Origin of the sequence: Peribacillus sp. TH14 (genome assembly GCF_016651145.1) — a bacterium.
Taxonomy (GTDB): Bacteria; Bacillota; Bacilli; order Bacillales; family DSM-1321; genus Peribacillus; species Peribacillus butanolivorans.
On the sequence record NZ_JAEKEK010000001.1, the window covers coordinates 3,139,858 to 3,160,080 of the forward strand.

At 34.4% G+C, this 20,223-nt stretch carries 19 protein-coding genes and 1 riboswitch; of the genes, 14 read left to right on the top strand and 5 right to left on the bottom strand.

The genetic code is table 11. The features are described from left to right. The first annotated feature begins 127 nt into the window (after positions 1-127). The 4 genes from JFU50_RS15245 to JFU50_RS15260 are packed head-to-tail and all read left to right on the top strand — an operon-like array spanning position 128 to position 3,521. Positions 128-361, top strand: coding sequence for a hypothetical protein (locus JFU50_RS15245; RefSeq protein ID WP_201223190.1), 234 nt, complete (start codon positions 128-130; stop codon positions 359-361). Positions 362-381: 20 nt separating this feature from the next. Continuing rightward, entirely contained in the window at positions 382-912 is a 531-nt protein-coding gene (locus tag JFU50_RS15250) for a hypothetical protein (protein WP_201223192.1), read from the top strand. After that, the gene (locus JFU50_RS15255) at positions 884-2,710 is read left to right on the top strand and encodes a hypothetical protein (RefSeq protein ID WP_201223194.1); all 1,827 of its coding nucleotides are present in this window, start codon (positions 884-886) and stop codon (positions 2,708-2,710) included. Before JFU50_RS15250 ends, JFU50_RS15255 begins: the two co-directional genes overlap by 29 nt. Before the next feature lie 13 nt (positions 2,711-2,723). Further along, positions 2,724-3,521, top strand: coding sequence for a hypothetical protein (locus JFU50_RS15260; RefSeq protein ID WP_201223196.1), 798 nt, complete (start codon positions 2,724-2,726; stop codon positions 3,519-3,521). 358 nt (positions 3,522-3,879) lie between these two features. On the opposite strand, the gene JFU50_RS15265 is transcribed toward JFU50_RS15260, so the two are convergent. Further along, positions 3,880-5,433, bottom strand: coding sequence for a DUF262 domain-containing protein (locus JFU50_RS15265; RefSeq protein ID WP_201223198.1), 1,554 nt, complete (start codon positions 5,431-5,433; stop codon positions 3,880-3,882). Between the two features lie 244 nt (positions 5,434-5,677). Here JFU50_RS15265 and JFU50_RS15270 point away from each other — a divergent pair, with 244 nt between their 5' ends. Beyond that, on the top strand, positions 5,678-6,787 hold the full coding sequence (locus JFU50_RS15270; RefSeq protein ID WP_201223200.1) for a DUF6602 domain-containing protein: 1,110 nt from the start codon (positions 5,678-5,680) through the stop codon (positions 6,785-6,787). A gap of 781 nt (positions 6,788-7,568) precedes the next feature. Here the strand turns inward: JFU50_RS15270 and JFU50_RS15275 are convergent. Further along, positions 7,569-9,527: an oxidoreductase gene (locus JFU50_RS15275; protein WP_201223202.1), complete on the bottom strand. Its 1,959-nt coding sequence runs from the start codon at positions 9,525-9,527 to the stop codon at positions 7,569-7,571. A 332-nt stretch (positions 9,528-9,859) separates the two neighbouring features. On the opposite strand from JFU50_RS15275, the gene JFU50_RS15280 reads away from it, so the two are divergent. The 3 genes from JFU50_RS15280 to JFU50_RS15290 all read left to right on the top strand — a co-directional run bounded on the left by JFU50_RS15280 (position 9,860) and on the right by JFU50_RS15290 (position 13,475). Further along, positions 9,860-11,635 (top strand): sigma-54 interaction domain-containing protein, encoded by a 1,776-nt coding sequence (locus JFU50_RS15280; RefSeq protein WP_201223204.1) that lies wholly within the window; start codon positions 9,860-9,862, stop codon positions 11,633-11,635. Positions 11,636-11,732: 97 nt separating this feature from the next. Further along, positions 11,733-11,873, top strand: a complete 141-nt coding sequence (locus tag JFU50_RS15285) for a hypothetical protein (RefSeq protein ID WP_201223206.1) — start codon at positions 11,733-11,735, stop codon at positions 11,871-11,873. Beyond that, positions 11,874-13,475 carry a sodium:solute symporter family protein gene (locus JFU50_RS15290; protein WP_201223208.1) on the top strand — a complete coding sequence of 534 codons (1,602 nt, stop codon included), beginning with the start codon at positions 11,874-11,876 and terminating at the stop codon, positions 13,473-13,475. It abuts the gene before it with no gap. 341 nt (positions 13,476-13,816) lie between these two features. Here the strand turns inward: JFU50_RS15290 and JFU50_RS15295 are convergent, their stop codons facing one another. Both JFU50_RS15295 and JFU50_RS15305 read right to left on the bottom strand, forming a co-directional pair. After that, positions 13,817-14,734 carry an aldo/keto reductase gene (locus JFU50_RS15295; protein WP_201223210.1) on the bottom strand — a complete coding sequence of 306 codons (918 nt, stop codon included), beginning with the start codon at positions 14,732-14,734 and terminating at the stop codon, positions 13,817-13,819. Between the two features lie 923 nt (positions 14,735-15,657). Then, the gene (locus JFU50_RS15305) at positions 15,658-15,870 is read right to left on the bottom strand and encodes a hypothetical protein (RefSeq protein WP_201223211.1); all 213 of its coding nucleotides are present in this window, start codon (positions 15,868-15,870) and stop codon (positions 15,658-15,660) included. Between the two features lie 225 nt (positions 15,871-16,095). On the opposite strand from JFU50_RS15305, the gene JFU50_RS15310 reads away from it, so the two are divergent. The 3 genes from JFU50_RS15310 (at position 16,096) to JFU50_RS15320 (ending at position 17,025) form a co-directional block, all read left to right on the top strand. Next, positions 16,096-16,452, top strand: a complete 357-nt coding sequence (locus JFU50_RS15310) for a hypothetical protein (protein ID WP_201186531.1) — start codon at positions 16,096-16,098, stop codon at positions 16,450-16,452. A 1-nt stretch (position 16,453) separates the two neighbouring features. After that, on the top strand, positions 16,454-16,600 hold the full coding sequence (locus JFU50_RS15315) for a hypothetical protein (RefSeq protein WP_201223212.1): 147 nt from the start codon (positions 16,454-16,456) through the stop codon (positions 16,598-16,600). An 86-nt stretch (positions 16,601-16,686) separates the two neighbouring features. Beyond that, positions 16,687-17,025 carry a hypothetical protein gene (locus tag JFU50_RS15320; protein WP_201223213.1) on the top strand — a complete coding sequence of 113 codons (339 nt, stop codon included), beginning with the start codon at positions 16,687-16,689 and terminating at the stop codon, positions 17,023-17,025. 394 nt (positions 17,026-17,419) lie between these two features. On the opposite strand, the gene JFU50_RS15325 is transcribed toward JFU50_RS15320, so the two are convergent. Continuing rightward, positions 17,420-18,301 (bottom strand): 5'-methylthioadenosine/S-adenosylhomocysteine nucleosidase, encoded by an 882-nt coding sequence (locus JFU50_RS15325; protein ID WP_201223214.1) that lies wholly within the window; start codon positions 18,299-18,301, stop codon positions 17,420-17,422. A gap of 339 nt (positions 18,302-18,640) precedes the next feature. Beyond that, a riboswitch (purine riboswitch) is annotated at positions 18,641-18,744 on the bottom strand. Positions 18,745-19,099: 355 nt separating this feature from the next. Between JFU50_RS15325 and JFU50_RS15330 the strand changes: the two genes are divergently transcribed. From JFU50_RS15330 to JFU50_RS15340, 3 genes are all read left to right on the top strand, one after another. Further along, on the top strand, positions 19,100-19,603 hold the full coding sequence (locus JFU50_RS15330) for a DUF6773 family protein (RefSeq protein WP_190270940.1): 504 nt from the start codon (positions 19,100-19,102) through the stop codon (positions 19,601-19,603). A 10-nt stretch (positions 19,604-19,613) separates the two neighbouring features. Further along, a complete protein-coding gene (locus JFU50_RS15335) occupies positions 19,614-19,820 on the top strand; it encodes a helix-turn-helix transcriptional regulator (RefSeq protein WP_053347568.1) in 207 nt (68 codons plus the stop codon). A 124-nt stretch (positions 19,821-19,944) separates the two neighbouring features. Further along, a complete protein-coding gene (locus JFU50_RS15340) occupies positions 19,945-20,199 on the top strand; it encodes a sporulation protein (protein WP_201186517.1) in 255 nt (84 codons plus the stop codon). Positions 20,200-20,223 lie beyond the last annotated feature (24 nt).

Consider the following 20,223-nt stretch of genomic DNA (forward strand, 5'->3'; position numbering starts at 1 on the left):
AGAGTTAATACTATAAATATATTAGAAATGAAGTTAAGAATAATCTTGGGTGTAGCTGTATATTAGATGTATTTTTGAATTTAATATATAAAATCTTTATAAATATTAATTTTGGGGGTAAAAAATTATGTCTGACAACAAAAAAATGGAGAAATTTGAAGATCTTGCTGAAAAGAGAGTTAGTGAAACATTAAAAAAATTACAATTAATAGGGAATTTATCCAATAAAAATAACTATGACTATACAGATGCTCACGTTAAACAAATTATTGATACATTAGAAAGTGAAATTAAAGTATTAAAAAACAAATTTATCGAAGAAAGTAAAGAGCGAAAATCAGAGTTTAAATTCCGAAAATAAAAAATAAGGGTGAATTTTTTATGACAGCATCAGCATCAGTACCGACAAACTGGAAATCGAATATCAATCAAGTTGTTAAAGGCTACGAATCTGAACCTGCAAAGGGCCTTGTTCATGGTTTACAAAAGGACTTTATTCAAAACTCTTGGGGACAACGTACAAATCTAGCCACAGGAGAACATTGGGGAATGGACTTTATACTTACCGAAAATAGTCAGGGTAAATTCTTAACAGTTCATGATTATGGAACAAATGGTATGACTGGTCCCAATCTTTCCATGACCGATATCAGCAGATTATCAACAGATTTACCACCAGATTATCGTTTAGCTCGCTTTTCAGCAATGAACTATTCTGGCGGAAATGATGGAGCTGGATTATATGGCCGTGGTAAACTTCTATTTTCTGCGGCATCAGAAGTTGGTTATTATATTTACGAATCACTTACTAATGAAGGATATCGAGTTAACTTTAAAAAATTAGAAGGAAATGACTTAAGAGTAGGGGAAAGGGCTTTGGAAGGTGAGGTCAGCCTTAAACTATTTAAATGAAAATACGGGTTTAGAACCAATTACTATAAAGGGTAGTAGAATTATTGTTATTGAACCTATTCAAGATTTAATAAATGCTATAGAAAACGATACTTTCATTGCAGATATAGAAGAAACTTGGTGGCGCATTATTAATAAATATAATGCAAAAATCAAAGTACAGAAATTTGATGGTACTTATAAAAATGCTGAAATACCCAGAGAATACACTGAAAATCCAGATTTATCGGAATGTTTATATAAGAATTCAAGCATTCAAATTCCTGGATATTCCAAAATTTTAACATTAGGATTAGGTATTTCTAACAATGAAATTCGAGAGGATCTTCGAAATGTATATCTTTATAGAAAAGATATGAAATTAGCTGAAATCCCATTGAATATACCTGAAGAATTACAAAATCGCTATTATGGATATGTAGAAGTTGATGAAGATTTTGAAGAAGAAATTATCCGGATCGAAGACCTGGAACATTATGGTTTTACAAGTAAAAAATCTAAGGTATTTCAACAATTAAAACTTACTGTGACTAACGAACATGATAATTTGATGGAAGACCGGGGGTATGTAAATAAAAAAGTAGCTCAAGATGAAAATTTGCAGAATGAACTACTGGAAGCGTCTGCTGAGTTAGATGAATTTTTAAATACAATGGATTTTGGTGGAGAAATTGCTTCAGGAAAATCATTACCTAAAATTGAATTAAAGTGGCATGGCATCCAATTTCCAGATGAAGAGGGAAATAGACTGACATTGGGAGATTGCGTAAGTAATATCAAATTTAGTGTAAAAAACCATTATGCTACTTCTAAAGAATTTAAATTACGCTTATCTATAAAATGTGAGAATAGTACTTTAATAGAATTATCTGATATAACATCTCGAATTGCACCAGGAGCTTCTGAATTATATGGTCCATTTGATTTTGAAATCACTGAAAGACTAAGACGTTTTAAAAAACATAGTATTGTTCTCGAAGTGTTTCCTGTTCGATCTACAAAGGTTGAGAAAATAGAAGCACCATTCTATTATGATGTAGACCAAATTGTTCCTGAACATCGTGAGTTTTCATTAAAGCTAGCATCTATTAATTTACCTAATGAAAATAGTAAACGAGTAGATACATCTCAAAGTGTCAATAATATCACTTACAATATTACGAATAACTCCGCTTATACTGCCAAGTTAGCTTTGCATATTGCTACTTACATGGGGGATCGTGAGAATGAATTACTTGAACATGTTTTGCTACGTACAGATATCATTGTAGAGGCTCATAATGGATTAATCGTTTCTTGTCCTGATATTGAATTTTTAAAAGAAACGTACGAGGATAAAATATTAAAAGGGCCTGTTGAAATTCGAACGATCTTAAGTGCAGCAGATGATTTTGGTATTTATGAAACAGCAGACATTATATGTAAAAATCCTCCTTTAACTGTGTATTTAAATCAAGAAGGCGGTTTTATTAATCAAACGTTTAAGGATGTACTGATGATAGAAGGTGACGAGTACCGATCCAATATTAATGGAATAAAAGGTGATTGGACATTTTCCCTTTATAAAGATCATCCATCATATGTAAAAGTTGCAGATCATGAGGAATCAAGAAAAGAATACCTAATTGAAGAAATGCTAAAACAGACAATCCGAGTTCATTTATCCGATAATAATTACTCAATTTTAGCTATGTTTAGTGAAGATTTATCAGATATAGAAGATTTATCTTATGCTGAGTTACTTCACTATTCATATTCAATTGTAGACAAAATTCAACTAAAACGACAACAAGGATAAGGAGGTATTAGATATGGCTAACCTTATAAGAAATATGAATGGTAAGAAAGCATATGTTGGAATACTTAGTCCAGAAGAAATAAAGGATGCTGAAAAATTGATGGAATCGCTACTTCAAGCGATTCCCGTTCTTGAAGATGAATTAGAAAGAAGTTACGGAAATTCTATAAAAAGAAATCGACTAGAATATGCTCATGAATATGGGAGGAAATTGCGTGAGTTACTAGAAATGCATAGCGTAAAAAAATACCAAAAGATAATATTCTTTGAACAAATTCGATACTTTGCCTCACAAGACGAGAATTTACCTAAAGACAGATCTGAGTCAAGGGGCATTTTAAATTATTATTATAAATTAGCAAATTATCCTTTAGAAGAAGCAAAGCTAATAAACTGGTCCGAATGGTCACAATTATTTGATATACCCGCCCTTACAAAAGATGAACGCATTGTTGATTGGCTAATTTTCAAATCCAAAGAAGCTAAAATTCCTAGGGAACTTTTTAGAGAACTAATGACAGGAATACGATTATTTAGTAAAAATAAAGACCTTTCTGTTTTTACCCAAGAACAGCTATTTAATAAGTTAAATCAAATCTATACAGTTACATTTAACAAGTTAAACCTTTACGAAAAATATTTTACAAGTAGACAGTTAGAACCAACTAAAGCTAGAATGACTCAAAAACAAAAATATAGAGAAAAATATTTCAATGATGTTCTTAAAACTTTAAAAATAAATAAAGATCTAACCTTAGAGGAAGTATGTGAAGAAATATTTGTGAACGTTTATAATGCACCTGCTCTTTAATTAAGACAACCACTTAAATTGAACCTATTACTATTAATCAATTAGTAATTAGAAGAGGGCCTCTTATTAGAGGTGATAATAAAAAAACAGGAGCTCACTTTTCTTTGTGAGTTCCCGTTTTTTCAAGAGTAATCTGATATTGCGCCCTACCCATGTACAATTTTTTTAGTCTAAAACCAAACATATTCTGCGAGTTTTCTTAATGCCTTCGATCTTCTATCTATCTCTTCTTTATTCCAAGATACTTTGACAGGCTTATAGTCATAATGTTTAACTGCCTTATCATGCTTTGTATTTTTTGTTCCGGTTTCTATTTTCTTAACGATAGAGCGTGTAAAAGACGATTGATTTTCATAAACTATTTTTTTTCTTCAAAAGATTTATTTTTAAGAGAGCTATTATCAGATTTGGATAGTAGTGTTAAATTACCTATTTTAGAAACTAATGCTTTATACTCTAAACCTTCTTCTTTTATATATCCCCAATGGTCTTTTTTATCCTCTGGCATTATGTGCTCAATAGTTAGGTTAGAATAATCTGCTTCATCAAAAGAAGATGCAAGTTTTGATAGAATATAAATTACCTTTTTCTTATCTGATCCTTTTAATTTATAATTTTCAAAAGCATTTAAGGCAAATTCTTTTTTTTCATCAATTAAAGTTTGTAGACCTTTAATGGCATTATTAAAATGGACATCTCGTCCATGAGATTTTCTTATTTCTTTTGATATATTAGGGAATTGCTTTTCTAACTCATTAAATCGAGATGAAGAAATAACATAACTAAATATTAGTGTTTCTAGTTTATTATATAATTCTTGGGATAGCTCATTATTTAATTTGTTTGTCGCTAAGGCTATAATATAAGTTTGTTTTACACCTAATTGTAGACAGGCATTAATAGAAGGACTAATATTCCCCTCATATGTTTTTAAATAGATAGCTGCTGCTTCTTCCAATTCTGATACTAAGGTTAGAACACCAGAATAGGATTTTAAATTGTAAGATATTTGTTTTTTGCTATTATCCGAGTCTGATCCTTGTTTTTCAAACCAATTATATAAATTCTTTTTCTGTACTAAATATCCTTTCGACATTAGAAAATGTTTTAAAAATGTAGATGTGTTAACAATAGGCTTGCCGTTACTATCTGTTAGATAATTAACGAATTTATCCCATATATTTGCGACTCTATCGTATTCGTCATCGTTGAGGTCACGTAATAACATGTTTTTTAATAAATCCTCTGGTTGTAGCTTTGTACCTCGATCATTTAATGTTTCAAAAATACGAAATGCCATATTTATACTTCCTGAAACCATAGAAACTATGTATACTTTGCTTGTTAAATAACCCATAAATTCTTTAAGTGGGAAACCATTAGCAGGATCAATTGATTCAATTAAGGTTTCCATAGCTTTTAATAGATTTAGTTGAGAGGTGGAATTAACTGAATATTTATGTGCTGGGTTATAATCTAGTATTTTTTTATAAAAATCATTATCTCTCGTATGGTGTGTAAGTCTATAGGTATTTATAAATTGTCCATTAGGGCCAGGGTAACTTGTTTTTAAGAATCCTTGATAGTAATTTACGAAATCAGTGAAACCTTCATTATTAAAATGATATATCGCTGCAGAAATTAAAAGCGTAATTGATGTAATCCTCTGTTGTCCGTCAATGACCATTTTAATTTTGGGATCATCTTCTGAAAAAACCATGCTCCCAATAAAATAATCTTGTTCATTATCTTCTTCCATACTATCTTTTATGTCTGAAATAAACTCTTTTAAATTTTCTTTACTCCACACATAATTACGTTGCATAATTGGAATTTTATAACGATCTTGTCCGTGTAATAAAGAAGTGATATTAACTAATCCATCTGAATGAAACTGTTTGTTTATACTCATTATGAAATTCCCCTATTTTTTCATTTAATAATATAATTGTAGAGGAGATTTTAATCAGGATCAATTTTTTTGAAATTCACATTCTAAATTTTGCAAAGACAAACTTCATTTATGAGGTTACTGTTTAGACCAACAAGGCTCGAACATTTTAAAACGTATCGTAAAACAAAACGTCACCAATACAAGTAACTACAAACTATTGAATTATTTTGCTACATTGAATCTAATCGAAGGAGTCAAGTAAATGTTAAATGATAAAGAAAAATACCATGAATCGATTGCACTAGAGTTAAAAAGTAAGGTTGATAGACTAGGTTATTTTCTACCTTTTGAAAATGGAACAATATATCATAAGCTTCAGTTAGGTCTTGAAGAAGGATTGCCGATTAATGAGATCAAAAATATCCTGAAAAAATTATTTAAAAAAGAAGCTATTAAGCAAACTAACGGAGAATTGTGGAATATTTTTGAAAGTGAGATATTACAACAAGATGTAAGGGGATTTCTAAGAGATAATAATCAAAATATCGATGGCAATACGAATAATCGTGCAAATAAAAGCAAAGCGTTAGATATATTTTTCGAAAATTCTAGCTTGGATGAATGGATTCTAGATGAAGAACAAATTAAAAATTTAGGTACTCTAATTAAAAACGTAACACCGAGAAATTCTCAGAATTTCCCAGAAGGTAATTATAGGGAATACTTACTTATTGAATACTTGAGGAAAATTTTGCCTTCCACTGTAGAGGTTGGTTCTGGTTTTGTTATTGATGAAAATTTTCATACTACAAATCAAATAGATATTATTATTTATGATGCAAACATTGCTCCTTTATTTAAATCAGGAGACTTAGTAGTTGTAATACCTGCAAGTGTATATGGAATTATAGAAGTTAAAACTACCCATTATCCAAACAAACTAGAAAAAGAGTTGGAAAATGCAAGTCAGAATTATGAGCTCATAAAAAAAAGCTTAGAAAAGGAGTTTTGTGATAATATATTTAAGGTTTTTAATGGTATTTTTTATTTCAAATCTAATTTGACTCCTAGAAATATTGAAGATGAGTTGAATACTGTAAAGGTATTAAGGGATTTTGAAAATGTTGATTATGAAGTTAATCATATAGCCTTTGGAGACTCTATTTTTGTTAGAAATAACAATAATGAATATTCATTTTATGATATGGACCAAGGAAAATTAGCATTCGCTTACTTCTTTTCAAATTTAATTGATATTATCATGAGAAGGAAGATGTTAATAAATAATGCATTATCCAAATTTATTTTCCCTATTGATAGAGAAGGAGGAAAAGAAAGTAGAAAAATTCATATTTCGAATAATGTTGGTTGATTTTTAAGGTGTACTACCCTTATATAAATATATTTTAATTACTTAACATCAGCACACAACTCGCTTGGAGAAAATAATGAAGATAATATAAGAAAGTTCTAAAATTAAAATTATACTATCATTCGGGACAGCTTGAATTTTTATTTAGTTTGAAGTAGCCTGGTTTCATTCTAGGAATTGGGCTTCTTTTATATGTATTAATGATTATGTACTCTAATATAATAAATTCCGTTCTAAGGTTAAACGATTTAAAGATAGGTACTACTTTTGGAGAAGAAGGATCTTCAAACTTTTATAAAGTGAGTATAAGAGGGTTTAATTGGTATATTGTTATTATTTTTTTAAACTGAATAGGAATCATATTAGAATAGTAAGGCCACATGAAGGATAAATATGCATAATCATTCTTTATTTGAGTTCGTTGGACAATTTTCAAGTGAGTTATTCGAGCTTGCTTGCCGTATTGAAAATCAATAATCAGTTGTTGGATCAACCTCTTGCGTAATTGATACAGGCTCGTTTATATAGTGAACAGTTGGTGAAGATTATTAGCAAAGAAGAAGAAGGATTGAGGATATCTATAATACAGAGTTAGAAAAGAAGCATGGTGCTAAGACCATTGAACCAGTTGTACCTGAATTATGCGATATTGAAATAGATATCCTTGATATTATTTTCTTGAAGAAAAAAGTAGAGAAAAAGGTTTTCTCAAAAGGAATTTTTTTTAGGAAAAGGTTAATCATCAAAAGAGACATTCCCCAAAAGGAATGTCTCTTTCCCTCTATAAACTAATAGCACTCATCATCCCTTCATGCGTAGCTTCCTCGATAGTACGCGGTCCAAGACAGTCTCCTATTTGTTTCACGATGGGAGCATGACCTTTCATTTCTTCGAATAGCTCTGTATTGGGAATGCGGCCAAGGGAGAGGACGATGGAGTCCCAATTCTTTAGTTCTTCTTTTTGTTGGGTGAATAGATTTCGGATAATGACATGGTCTTCTTTGATTGCCCCGATATCGTAATGGGGAAGGAGTGTGACGTTTAGGTTGTATAGTTTTTTTAGGTACTCATTCCTGAGATATTGGTGAACGGTTTCGCCAATGTGCAGTCTGGATGAAATGAGTGTTACTTGGTGGTCTTTTTCTGCTAAATAAATAGCTGCTTCCATGCCAGGCCAGTCACCGCCAAAGTCGAATATTAACACGTTGTCCCCAACATTTTTATTTGAGCTGAAGAGGTCATCCATCATGATGATCCGTGGGTCATCCATTCCTTCAATGGCTGGTGTATAAGGTCGTGAGCCTGTTGCACAGATGATGGCGTCCGGTTTCGATTCGGATATTTCTTGGGCGGTTGCCGTTTTGCCTAATTGCACTTTTATATTGCTTCTCATTAATTTCCGGGAATAGTTATCGAGCATCGATTCTGCCAGTTCATGTCGCATTGGTGCTTTGCGCATGGTACGGAGCAGGCCGCCGATTGATTTGCTTTGATCGATCAATGTAACGGAATGACCCAGTGAGTCGGCTGTTATGGCTGCTTGTAATCCGCCAGGGCCGGCGCCGATCACTAGGACATTCTGTTTGTTTCTCGTTTTCTTTAATTCTGTTAAAATCCATGCTTCTTTACCTGTTGTTGGGTTTTGGACACAGCCAATTGGCAGTCCTTTATGATAGTGACCGATACAGGCTTGTAAACAGCCTATGCATGCATCAATTGCTTGTAAGTCGCCATTTTTTGCTTTGTTAGGCATGTCAGGGTCGACAATTAAGGCTCTAGTCATCCCTACTACATCTGCTTTACCTGTTGAAACAATCTGTTCAGCTTCAACAGGGTCGACGATTCTATTACCGACAAAGACCGGGACGGCTCCTGCCATTCTGATTTTGAATCCATGGGGTGATAGGTAAGCGTGCTTTATCGGTGATGGCGGCACAATATGAGTTGATCCCTCGAAGGTGCTTGAATCACCGGCTGTGACGTTAATGAAATCTAATCGGACTTTTTCCGTGAGATATTCGACTATTTGCACGGAATCCTTCATCGTTGTCCCATCCATCGTCAATTCATCTGAACTCATGCGAATGCCAACTGTAAAGTCTTCCCCAACTCTTTCCCATACTCTTTCCAAAATCTCTACAATGAATCGCATCCGATTTTCAAATGAACCACCATATTCATCTGTACGCTGATTTGTATGTAGTGACCAAAACTGGGCAGGAAGGTATCCATGTGAACAACAGATTTCTACCCCATCAAGTCCACCTTCTTTGGCCAACTTGGCTGAATGGGCGAACCCTTCAATCACTCCTTCAATATCTTCTAAGCTCATGGGCTTTGGCATGACGCCGAAGCGCAAGCTTGGAACGGCGGATGGCGCCCATGCTGCATTTCGATAGTCGCTCGATACGACTTCCCTTCCGCCATGAAATAGCTGAGAGAAAACCTTTGTTCCATATGAATGGAGCGTTTCGGAAAGCTCTTTGTAGGCATTGACAATCTTTTGGTCATATCCTGCAATCGTTTTAGACGTAAGCATGCCGGATGGATGTACGGATGCTGCTTCAAGGATGATTAATCCGACGCCCCCAATAGCGCGGGCTTCATGATAGGCCACCATATCCGAAGTGGGGATTCCGTCAACAACGTGATTTGTTTGATGAGCTGTACTTAAAATTCGATTTTTTAATTCAGTATGACCAATCATTAAATTGGTAAACAGATGCTTGAATTGAGCCATGATTATGACCACTCCCTAATTTTAGATAGAATGAGAGTTAGAGGGCAATCGCCTTCTACCTATCTCCATATAGGTTCAATATGCAATAACCATGCCGTTCCGGGAATCTGGATGAAAATAGTATTTTTACATTTATAAAGAGGGAATGGCTCATGAATCGAGTATTTTATATATATAAACTGAACCTTTTTTGAAATGTGGTGATTCATAATAGGTTCAGCTTTAAATTGGTTGATATATGGACATTCGTAGCTTAGGAAAGTGTCACTTATTTCTTTGCGTATAGAAAAGTGTAACAAAATCGGTTCGAAATCAAATGATGGGGTGATTGGATGGATACCGAATTAAAAAAGGAATCACTAATTGTATTTTCCGATATTTCTATTTTGGATATAAAGTCATTACTGAAAATACATTCATCTCCTTTTATTGTCATGAAAAACCACTTGGAAATCCTGGGCATTTTAGATGAAGGTCTCTTTTTGAAGAAATTAGATAGCGTGGGTCAAAATCAGAAAATCATTGAATATCTTAATCAATCGTTTGTTGTTGTAGCTGATTTAGATAAGCTAAATGAAGAGGATTTGAGTCACTATGATTTTGCGATTCAACATAGTGATAACCAATATAGATGCTATCCGATCTATGAAGTGAGGGGAATGATACTTAAAAAGAAGCTTAAAAGCTTAATAAGTCTAAATGAATCCCTGCATGAAGAGTTAGAGGTGACAAGAAAGAAAGTAAAAGAGCTTACCCAAATCTTACATTCCAGTTATGATGAAATTTTCGTAACGGATGCAAATGGGGACACGTTATTCGTGAGTGAATCATGTAAGAAACTTACAGGACTGCCGCCGGAAGCCTTTATTAATAAGAACATTAAAGAGTTAGTTGAAAAGGGACTGATCGTCAATTCCGTTACCTTAAAAACAATGAAAACAAAAGCGGTCCATTCAGCTGAGCAAACCTATCCGCATGGGTTGACTGTTTTCTGCACAGCAAAGCCTATTTTCGATGAGGAAGGGAATCTGTATAGAATTGTTTCGAATTCCAGGGATATCACGGAATTGGTTGAAATGAAGAGTAAATTAAATCAAGTGAACCTAAGGAATCAACTAACACAAAATGAAAATTCACAGAGTAAGAAAACCGTGTCCTTCAATAACTTCATTACCAATTCCAATAAGATGATAAATGTTCTAGAATTAGCTGAAAAAGTGGCCCCGATGGATTCTTCGATATTCATCCATGGAGAAACCGGAGTCGGGAAAGGGGTTTTAGCAAGGATCATTCATGATCTTAGCAATAGAAAGGATAAGAAATTCATTCAAGTTAATTGCGGCGCGATTCCATCGGCTCTAATTGAGTCCGAACTATTTGGTTACGAAAGCGGTGCTTTTACAGGAGCAAATAAGCACGGGAAACAAGGGCTTGTTGAGAGTGCTGATGGAGGCACACTGTTTCTTGATGAAATCGGGGAAATGCCGCTCGACATTCAAGTGAAAATCCTGCATCTAGTCCAAGATAGAACATTCATGAAAGTAGGGGGAACCAAGGAGAAAAAGGTGAATATTCGTATTATCTCCGCTACGAATAAAGACTTGAAACAAATGATCAAAAATAATCAATTTCGAGAAGATCTATATTATCGGTTGCATGTTGTTCCATTGGAAATCCCGCAGCTGCGTGAGCGAAAGGAAGATATCCTATTATTAACTGATTATTTTCTGAAGAAATTCAATGAGAAATACGGACAATCAATCAGTATAGATGATCATTCCAAGTTAATTCTGCAGCTGCAGGATTACCCGGGTAATGTTCGGGAATTGGAAAATGTAATTGAACAAATTGTCGTGACGGCTAGAAAACCTATCGTTACGATAGAGGATTTGCCTTCCGATTTGACCTACAAAGATACGGCGCTAGTCAATTTAACAGGAATCATTCCCTTGAAAAAAGCGTTAGAGGAAACGGAAAAGCAATTATTGTCTCAAGCCCTTTCTACATATAAATCCACCCGGAAAATGGCCAAAGCTCTGGAGGTTAGCCAAACGACGATCATGCGCAAACTTGGCAAATATCAATTTGTATATGATGAGAGTAATTAACTATAATCTTTGTTGATATCTGAAAATTCGAAAAGTTGGTATGGATATTGCATACTTCACTATTGATTATTTTCAATATTGTTAAGGGGGTCAACAAATGGGAGAGTTAATTTTTAGCTTGAGTTATGGGGGTTCGTTAATTGTCATGGGGTGGATCACAAACGTTTTTCTGATTAAAATGAAGAGAAATCAAGAGGCAATAAAAGAAAAAAGTCCGATTGAAAAGGTGGGGGTGTAAATGGCTTTCCTCATAGGAATCATCGTATCCTTTTGTGTTTATGTATCAATCGGTATTTTTTTATTCAGAAAAGTGAAAAGTTCTGAAGAATATTATGTGTCGGGACGAAGTGGAAACACATTGATGATTACTGGTACTCTTGTTGCTTCTTTCTTAAGCACCGTATCATTTATGGGGGAAGCGGGATTTTCCTATGAAGGGTATCCTATCCTGCTACTTATCCTTGTTATCTTTAATGCAAGTGGCTATATATTCGGGGTTTTCCTTTTTGGAAGATATTTAAGAAGAAGCAAATCATTAACGGTTCCTGAATATTTTGGTAATCGCTTTCATTCCAAGAAAGTACGACTGGCAGCTGCTATTACTACAATTCTTGGCATATCTGCATACTTGGTTGCTGTTACTCAAGGAGCTGCGGTTTTGTTGGCAGAGGTTTCTGGTGTTTCATATCCGATAGCCTTGATAATCATGTGGCTAGTCTATTCATCATTTACGATCCTATCTGGGGCGAAAGGCGTTATGGTAAATGATACTGTCATGTTCTTTTTATTCTCAATCGCTACTTATCTTAGTTTTCCTTATATTATTAAATCTGCAGGTGGATTTCCTAATGCCATTACAAAGGCAGCGAATCTAGCTGAAAGGCCTGATTTATTAAGTTGGCATGGTATTACAGGACCAGGTGCCTCTATGGGAACTCCTTGGGAAGCATTGGCCTGGGCAGTTATTATGGGCTTAGTTTGGGGAATAGTCATTGCCGTAAGTCCATGGCAAAGTAGCCGATATTTAATGGCTAAAAATGAACACGTAGCGATTCGTGCTGGTGTTTGGGCAACAATATCAATTTTGACAGTCTATCTATTTCTCCATATTAGCATTTCAACTATTACCACCATCAAAGCAGATATCGCACCAACTGAAAAGGTATTTATATGGGCAGCTATGAATATTGTCCCTACGTGGCTCGGGGTTATTATTGTTAGTGGAATCATGGCTGCTGCCTTATCTTCCTGTTCGAGTTTCCTTCAGATAATAGGGAGCAGTATAACACGAGATATCATGGAACAATCAAGAAATAAGGAATACACAGATAAATACCTTTTACGTGCCAGTCGAATTTCCATGGTTATTATTAGCTTAGTTATTTTATTAATTGGTTTGTTGCAACCACCTGCAGTTATGTGGATTGGCTACTTTGCTGCTACATTATTTGCAGCTTCGTGGGGTCCAATAGCTTTTGCAAGCGTATTTTCAAAAAAATTAACAAAAGAAGGTGCCTTCTGGAGTATAATTTTTGGTTTCTTTGGTGTTATTCTTGGTGAAGGCTTAGGCATGTTCGGAGTTAACCTTCCTGTATACTTTAACCCTGTGATTATTGGTTTAATCCTAAGCATAAGCGCATTAATTATTGGCTCTAAATATGGAGTGATTACCAAAGAAGAAAGAGAATTTCAGGAAAATATATTACAAACTCCCATTGAAATAGATGAGAAAAAAGAAATGAATATTACTCGTAGATACCCAGCCTATTTAATGATTAGTGGAGCTATGATAATCGTAACGACTCTACTATTTTATTATTGGCCTATAAATATAAATTGAATGATAGACATATTAATTAGCGTATTATAAATACCCTAATACAGGAATTATATAATATTTTTCACTCATTTAATGGCAGGGGAAATCCCTGCTCTTTTATTGTTGGATAGTAAAACAACCTTCCTAATAACATGCTACTCAGCTTCACCCCTGTTTACCCCAAAAACAACCCGGATACTATCCTAAGGGAAACCCATTGGTCTTTTTGGCTGAGTCTAGTCAAAAACAAAGTACCCTTTGGTCAATGAAGACTTGAGGGTGCTTTGTTATTTGGCCGTGAAGGGGCTTCTTTATTATAGATTTGATCTTCATAGCACAGAATAAAGGTTGATTTGCATGTTTTAAGGCAGCACATTGCCTGCCTCACGATAGATACCATACCATTCTTCGCGAGTAAGATGAATATCGCTTGCCTTACAACAATCCTTTAACCGGCCTTCATTCATCGTACCGATGACTGGTTGCATGTGTGCGGGATGGCGTAAAAGCCATGCAATGACGATAGTCGTGTTGCTAACCTCATATTTGTCCGCGATTTCATTAATCTTTTGATTCAATTCAGGGAACTTGTCGTTTCCAAGGAATACTCCCTCAAAGAATCCGTATTGGAAAGGTGACCAAGGCTGAATGGTGATATCGTTCAGTCTGCAAAAATCCAGCACACTGCCGTCCCGGTTCACAGCGTGGTCATTGTCCATATTTACATTAAATCCATTGGAGATCATGTTGGCGTTGGTGATGCTTAATTGCAGTTGGTTTGCCACAATCGTCTGCTTCACTGACTTCTTCAGCAACTGGATCTGCATCGGATTCTGGTTGGAAACGCCAAAATGGCGCACTTTTCCTGAGCTTTCAAGAATATCGAAGGCCTCCGCTACTTCTTCCGGCTCTACTAACGTATCCGGACGGTGGAGAAGCAGAATATCCAGATAATCCGTTTTCAGCCGCTTCAAGCTTGCGTCCACCGATTCGAGGATATGTTCTTTGGAAAAATCAAACATCCCCTTACGTATGCCGCACTTAGATTGCAGGATGATCTTTTCACGAATGCCCGCGTTCATTGCGATGGCATCCGCGAATATTTCCTCACATTCGCCACTGCCATAAATATCAGCATGGTCGAAGAAGTTCGCACCCTCTTCCATCGCCGTTTGTACAAAGTGCTCAGCCTCCGCTTTGTCCAACGAATTGATTCGCATGCAGCCGACTGAAACGACCGGCACCTCTAATGTACTGTTTCCAAGTTTCATTGTCCTCATGATTTATGTCCTCCTTATTTGTAATTGAGTACATGGTGTGTGAGTCCGTCACCTGCAGAGAAGAAATGGTTCAACCTTTCATTTCAGCGGGTTGCCCAGGTCTGTCTTAACGTCACAAGTAAATCTGCGTATCTCTTTTTGATTGTGACACAGAGTCATAGTAGTTTTCAAGATTTACTAAATTTGTTATTAACCTTGTCCTCCGTTGTACGTAGCAAGCAGTTGCTTTTTAATCTCACGAAGTTTAATAGAAGTTGACGGAAATTTTATAAATTTGAAGTTAGTGGACAAACACAAAACTTTGGGCAAAAAAAGAAAGGCCAGCTAGTAAAAACAGTTGAAACGGGTCTAATGGGTATTATCAATGGTGTAACAGATGGATCGGTTCATAATCTTAATCCATCAGACTATGAAAATATTCCTGAAAGTTCATCTACACCGGGAATCTAATCACGTTGAAACCTAATTTTAAAGGGGGCTGTCTCAAAAGATAAATGAACTTTTGAGACAGCCCCACTAGAATATATTGATTCAATATATGCAGAAAGGAGTGTTCGTTTGGAAAAGGAAAACCTAAAAAAGTTTAGTTGGCAGCAATAAATACTAATGTTCATGAATCTCACACAACACTGTTGAGGGGTTCTTTTTTTTGTTCATAAGATATTACCAAAAACATCGGTTTTAAGGAAAAAAATAAGGGGCCTTTTTGGTTTCATTTAAAAGCATATACTGCAACTAATAAATTAAAGGGGAGGAAAGTAAAATGGATTTTGGATGGGATAACAAAGAGGTATATATAGGGACGAAAAGAAAACGTGGATTAGGAAAGAAAGGATTTTGTTTTGGTATTAAAGGCTCTCTTGGGGAATTTTTTATCCTAATCCACCATAAAGTTAAATTTAGCCATGACTTTTCAAGAAACATCACAATTCGGTATATTTCCTTTCAATCTTCCTAAGTTCATCTGAAAGTCCAAATAAGGTGTGTAATACGGCTGTTTGAATATATAGATTCATATAATTATCATTGCTCTTCTTCTGAAAAGATAAATCATGTTTTTCATCAATTATTCGAGTTATACAATCATTAATTTCTCTCCACATTTCTTTCGTTGCTTCTTTAGTTTTAATCTCCATAATCTCCCACTCCTTTTTTATTAGTCTATCCACTCTATTAAATTCTTATTCTTTTTTTTTTGTCACACCTTTAAATTTTTTAGAATCGATTTTTTCAACTCCAAATAGTTTCAACTGGTCAGTTCATCAACTGCTACTTTCCTATTGTTGGTGTTAAAATATCATCTCAAAACATACACTCTTCATAGTAATGTATTAGATTTTAGACAGTGAGGAGATGGAGAAATGAACTTCGAGATGCAAATAGCGAATATGTTGGCTAAAAATATAAATGGTTTCATTAAATTTGTTCATAAACATCATGAAACTAAAAACAATATCTTTTGTTTACATACAGATAAAGTGTATCAATTAAAACTTCTTGTTGAGGAGTATAAGTTTCAAGTATTAGCAGATGAGCTTCTGAGAATCAATCGGTTTACCTGGGATGAAAACTACACTCATTTATTAGTTGATAGATTTAGAAAAGGGATGAGCATTATAGAAGAGTACGTAGAAAATAACTACAATGATTTATTCATTTTTACCGCTAGACTCTACACATTAAATAGCCTCAGCTTAACATTTAGCAAGGAGGAATAAGGTGTCCCCCTATATAAAAAATCCCCCAAATGTAACCAATGAAATGGCAGGTACTATTTTAAATAAAAAGGATTTCAATATTTTCCATTTTATTGAAGAGTGGGGTGCACTGTTATCTTTTTTTAATAAAAATTTATTTGTTAAGTAATTAACCAGAAAAGAAACCGAAATGAAGAATTGGTAAAATGAGTTTTTATGTAGAAGTTTTTTTACAGTGAAAGAGGGGGAGTAAAGTTGGAGGAACATGTGAAAAAGTCTTTAGGTGAATGGAAAGAAGAAATTAGTGAATTATTAAATGCGATAGAAAAAGAATATGAAGAAGTTAAACTTGAACTTAAGGTTTATTCCTACAAATTCAATATCACCAAACAAGTTGTACAATCCACTATTAATGATGAAATTATTCGAAACATTCGCGAGCTCTATCATAAACCTTTTGAACAAAAAGTGAACGAATTGAAAGGATCAATAAAAGAACTGGAAGAAAAGAGAAAAGTTTTCCAAATGTTTGTTGAGAAAATTGAAAAGGTTAGTGAAAAAGGGGAAGGAAAACCTCATATATCCGTAATATAAGAAATAGTGGGAATTGTTAGCATGGTAGAGCCACAATCCGTTTTTGCAGACAAGCAAATCGATATTTGTGGTGTTTTTTTGCTTCGCTTTATCGTATTGTCCTGTAAATTGGCAAACCTTAGACTTCATGAACTTTTAAAGATCAAGAGTCTTTTAATCGATTGCATGAATTATTGTCTTTAAATATGGAGTGATTACCAGTGAAGAAAGAGAATTTCAGGAAAATATATGACAAACCCCCATTGAAATAGATGAGTAAAAAGAAATGAATAGTACCCGCTATTTAATGATAAGTGAAGTTATGATAATCGTAACGACTTTACTATTGGCCTAAATAAAGAAGAGCACATATTGTCATGTACAATATGTGCTCTTCTTTATTCAATTAAAGCTATTATTTGCTTGGCATTGTAGATATATATTTTTTAACTACTTCATAAACATATTCTTGATTTGTCACTGCTGTATTTGGGTTGTATTTACCACCATTCACTTTATTATTAGATAGTACTCTAATACCCAAGAATGGTACATCATAAGCTTTGGAAATTTGTGCTGCGGAGGCACCTTCCATTTCTTCTACAGATGTACCGTATTTAGTATGGAACCATTTAATTCTATCAACTTCATTATTCCAAACGTCTGCAGAACCTATAGTACCCTCGACAACCTTACCCTTAGTGTATTTATCTTTAACTGCATTAGCAGCTGCTAGTAAATCCTTATCTCCCTCATAGAAACGGGGTTTTTCAGCATTTGGATCTTCTCCTGCACTTCCTTCAGAAGCCATTAGGTCCATAGGTTTCCATATAGTTGGATCAATTCCTTGGTTTTCAGCCTTATCTGCTGTTTTTAATGAACCAATGTTTACCGTTCTTTTTCCTAAAACAATATCAAAAACGTTTAAACTTGGATCATGTCCCCCTGATGTTCCTTGATTGATTATTGCGATAGGGTTAAATTTTTCAATAGCAACTGCTGTAGCGGCTGCTGTGTTTTCCATTCCCTTGCCTGTTTTTGCAACTATTACAGGATAATTGTCTAACGTTCCAATGTAAAATACAAAATCTCCTGATTTTTCTTCTTTAACATTTTCTAATCTTTTTGCGAAATTTTCAGCTTCGATTGGCATTGGACCTTGAATTATAATAGGCCTTTGAGCAGTTTTTTGTTCAGTTGCAGTTTTTGAAGTAGAATTACAACCTGCAACTACTGATAGTAACAGTAAAGTAATAATGCCTAATAAAGAGTATTTTTTTAACATATTGTTTTTCATAAATAATCTCCTTAGTGATAGTTTTTCTCTAAAATAAAAAATTGAAAAGAGCCAATTAGCTAAAGCTATGTCTTCCTACATATCAATACTATTATTATTTAACACGAATATTAAAAATTGGTTTAATAATGCTACATATTCCTTTGCTTCTTTCCTTTATAAAAACTGTTGCTTTATGTTTTCCTCCTTGTTGTTTGTTATCCTCGTAGTTTTGGTCAACAGAAAAAAGTCTAGAAACTGTAGAATGATTTCTACCTTCTAGACCTACGAAAGTCAAAGTATAGATAATTAAGCAAAAATGAAGCTAATGCTAAATCATAAGCTGCTAAAAAAGCCGAACAGCCGAATACTTTAACTCGTAGTCTAGTTCTTTCAATGGGAACCAGGTAGAGACACTCAGACCATATTACTGAGGATATACGAGTAATGATATTTAAGATTATTACTTTGTTAATATAGCAAACTTATTATAGATAATCAACAAAAAGGTGAATATTAAATTGTGAAAATGATTTAATGTTCGTGTTTTTGGGAGGGGAGGATAAAGGGGAAATGGGGTTTTTGCTTTGGTTTTGTTTAAATGATGAATTCACGAGTAAATGGTGAAAACTCACGAGTAAAAGTTCGAAACTTACGAGTAAATCCCCAAAACTCACGAGTAAACCCCTAAAAGGGACCCATTCATAAGTATGGGTCCCTTTTTTTTATACACTTTGCAATTTATATAGTATTAAATGTAATATATATGTTGCGAAATGTTAAATAAATCATATAATAGAAGTGAATGGAGGATGATTAATGATGAAAGTATTTAAAAAAATCACGGATGAACGAATCGAGAATGTAAGAAATAAAATTTATAAAGAAATGTATCATGTCATTATGGCCATTTGTCTATTGAGCGTACTTTTCAAAATATATAAATATGGTGTAGGCAGCGGGGAATTATATCTGGAGTTGGTGATTCTTTTGGCATCAGGGGTGTATTATTTAGCTCGTTCCATTTTCTTAGGCGTATTCTGGGATGAAGTAGAAATGCATGACCGTACGAGTAAAACACCGATGAGCAAGAAGACCATTTTTGGTACGGTTGGTTTAGCTCTCATCATCGCTACGATCATGGGGGTGAATAGTGCTGTATCCTATGCAGATGGCAGTTCTCAAGGCTTGTGGTATTTTGTATTGGTATGGTGTGTTTCGGTTATGATTTATTTGCCGATTTTACTTCTGTTTTTTGGTGGTATATACTTGCTAGCGAAGAAAATTGGAATGAAAAATAGCGAAGATAATAAGAAATTGTAGGTGCGTTCCTTTGAAAAATATAAAACTGAAGCTTGCAAGAGTGGAAAAGGATTTGTCACAAGATGAGCTAGCCAAGATTGTCGGTGTTTCCAGACAAACGATAGGATTGATTGAATCCGGAAAGTATAATCCCTCATTAAGTTTGTGCATTGGTATTTGTATAGCATTATCACGTACGTTAAATGATTTGTTTTGGGATGAAGAAATAAAAGATTAATCATTGATTTGGATACCCCTTTTTCATTACGAGGCCAAAAACCAAGGAATTTCTCATCACAAAATGGGGGAAGGTATAAAGGCAGTTTGTTAGCTTTCACCTAATAGTTGAGAGGGATGGTATGATGGATCGTACGATTGGTTACTTACGTGAGATATTGTCTAACTATACGGATCAATATCCTGAAGCGCAGGAAATTTATAATAAAATCAAGGATGGACACTTTCATTCTGAAGAAGAACTTATCGATAAGCTTACCGGCAAAGAAGCTAGACTCCTTAATCGAATTCTGCCTCAGGAAATTGAGCATGCAAAGGAAGCTAGTGATACAGAACGGGTCACTCAATTATCGGAGGTATACGAACTTATTCTTGTTTAATAAAACCTTGTCCATGTTAATCAT

Coding starts and splice junctions, on each gene's coding strand:
- JFU50_RS15340 (WP_201186517.1), top strand. CDS start 19,945: ATGGATCGTACGATTGGTTACTTACGTGAGATATTGTCTAACTATACG.
- JFU50_RS15330 (WP_190270940.1), top strand. CDS start 19,100: ATGATGAAAGTATTTAAAAAAATCACGGATGAACGAATCGAGAATGTA.
- JFU50_RS15295 (WP_201223210.1), bottom strand. CDS start 14,734: ATGAGGACAATGAAACTTGGAAACAGTACATTAGAGGTGCCGGTCGTT.
- JFU50_RS15310 (WP_201186531.1), top strand. CDS start 16,096: ATGAACTTCGAGATGCAAATAGCGAATATGTTGGCTAAAAATATAAAT.
- JFU50_RS15245 (WP_201223190.1), top strand. CDS start 128: ATGTCTGACAACAAAAAAATGGAGAAATTTGAAGATCTTGCTGAAAAG.
- JFU50_RS15250 (WP_201223192.1), top strand. CDS start 382: ATGACAGCATCAGCATCAGTACCGACAAACTGGAAATCGAATATCAAT.
- JFU50_RS15265 (WP_201223198.1), bottom strand. CDS start 5,433: ATGAGTATAAACAAACAGTTTCATTCAGATGGATTAGTTAATATCACT.
- JFU50_RS15325 (WP_201223214.1), bottom strand. CDS start 18,301: ATGAAAAACAATATGTTAAAAAAATACTCTTTATTAGGCATTATTACT.
- JFU50_RS15270 (WP_201223200.1), top strand. CDS start 5,678: ATGTTAAATGATAAAGAAAAATACCATGAATCGATTGCACTAGAGTTA.
- JFU50_RS15275 (WP_201223202.1), bottom strand. CDS start 9,527: ATGGCTCAATTCAAGCATCTGTTTACCAATTTAATGATTGGTCATACT.
- JFU50_RS15290 (WP_201223208.1), top strand. CDS start 11,874: ATGGCTTTCCTCATAGGAATCATCGTATCCTTTTGTGTTTATGTATCA.
- JFU50_RS15285 (WP_201223206.1), top strand. CDS start 11,733: ATGGGAGAGTTAATTTTTAGCTTGAGTTATGGGGGTTCGTTAATTGTC.
- JFU50_RS15280 (WP_201223204.1), top strand. CDS start 9,860: ATGGATACCGAATTAAAAAAGGAATCACTAATTGTATTTTCCGATATT.
- JFU50_RS15305 (WP_201223211.1), bottom strand. CDS start 15,870: ATGGAGATTAAAACTAAAGAAGCAACGAAAGAAATGTGGAGAGAAATT.
- JFU50_RS15260 (WP_201223196.1), top strand. CDS start 2,724: ATGGCTAACCTTATAAGAAATATGAATGGTAAGAAAGCATATGTTGGA.